This is a genomic window from Granulicatella balaenopterae, from assembly GCF_900111135.1.
Taxonomy (GTDB): domain Bacteria; phylum Bacillota; class Bacilli; order Lactobacillales; family Aerococcaceae; genus Granulicatella; species Granulicatella balaenopterae.
Map to the genome: position 1 here is coordinate 1 of NZ_FOGF01000087.1, position 1192 is coordinate 1192.

A 1192-nucleotide genomic window follows, 5' to 3' on the forward strand; every position below is an offset into this window, starting at 1 on the left:
TTTTCGCTGGAATTCCTTTAGGTCATGAATTTTCTTCATTTGTATTAGCACTATTACAAGTTAGTGGACGCGCTCCAAAAATCGATGAGGCATTAATCAAGCAAATTAAAGCTATCGATAAAGCTTATCACTTTGAATCAATTGTTAGCTTAACTTGCCATATTTGCCCTGAAGTAGTGCAAACATTGAATATTTTTGCCGTTCTAAATCCATTCATTACTCATACAATGATTGAAGGTGGTATTCACCAAGATATTGTTAAAGAGCGTGATATTATGGCTGTTCCAACTGTTTATCTAAATGGTGAAGAATTTTCAAGTGGCAAATTGACCGTCGAACAATTACTAGAAAAATTAGCCGGCTCAGTTGAATTAGATGAATCAATCACGAACCAAGTCTATGATAGTTTAATCATTGGTGGTGGACCAGCTGGAGCTAGTGCAGCGATTTATTCAGCACGTAAAGGCATTAAGACTGCTTTAGTATGTGAAGAATTTGGTGGACAAGTAATGGAGACTTTAGGTATCGAGAATATGATTGGTACGCCATATACTGAAGGACCAAAATTAATGGCCCAAGTTGGCGAACATGTAAAACAATACAACGTCCAACAAATTACTGGTCAACGAGTAACACATATTAACAAACAAGACTTAATCGAAGTCACATTAGCTAATGGAACTATCTTAAAAACAAAATCTGCCATCATCTCAACTGGGGCAAGATGGCGTCATATTAATGTTCCTGGTGAAAAAGAATTTAAAAACAAAGGGGTTGCTTATTGCCCACATTGCGATGGACCAATCTTTGCTGGTAAGCCAGTAGCTGTTATTGGTGGCGGGAATTCAGGTATAGAAGCAGCCATTGATTTAGCAGGTATTGTTAGTCATGTCTATGTTTTAGAATTTTTACCAGAATTAAAAGCCGATAAAGTCTTACAAGATAAGCTTTACTCACTTAAAAATGTTACAGTCATTACTAATGCTCAGACAACTGAAATTACTGGTACAAATTCAGTGGAAGGCCTAAGCTATATCGATCGCAAGACACAAGCAGAACATCATTTAGCTGTGGAAGGTGTCTTTGTTTTAATCGGCTTAATGCCAAATACTGAATGGTTAAAAGATAGTGTAGACTTAAACAATCGTGGCGAAATTAAAATCGATGCAACTGGTCAAACCTCATTAGCAGG

1 protein-coding gene is annotated in these 1192 nt (G+C 36.8%); it reads left to right on the forward strand.

Translation table 11 applies throughout. The features are described from left to right. Nucleotides 1-1192, forward strand: a 1192-nt coding sequence (gene ahpF, locus BMX09_RS09915; RefSeq protein ID WP_143054420.1) for an alkyl hydroperoxide reductase subunit F, incomplete at both ends; no start/stop codon positions are given.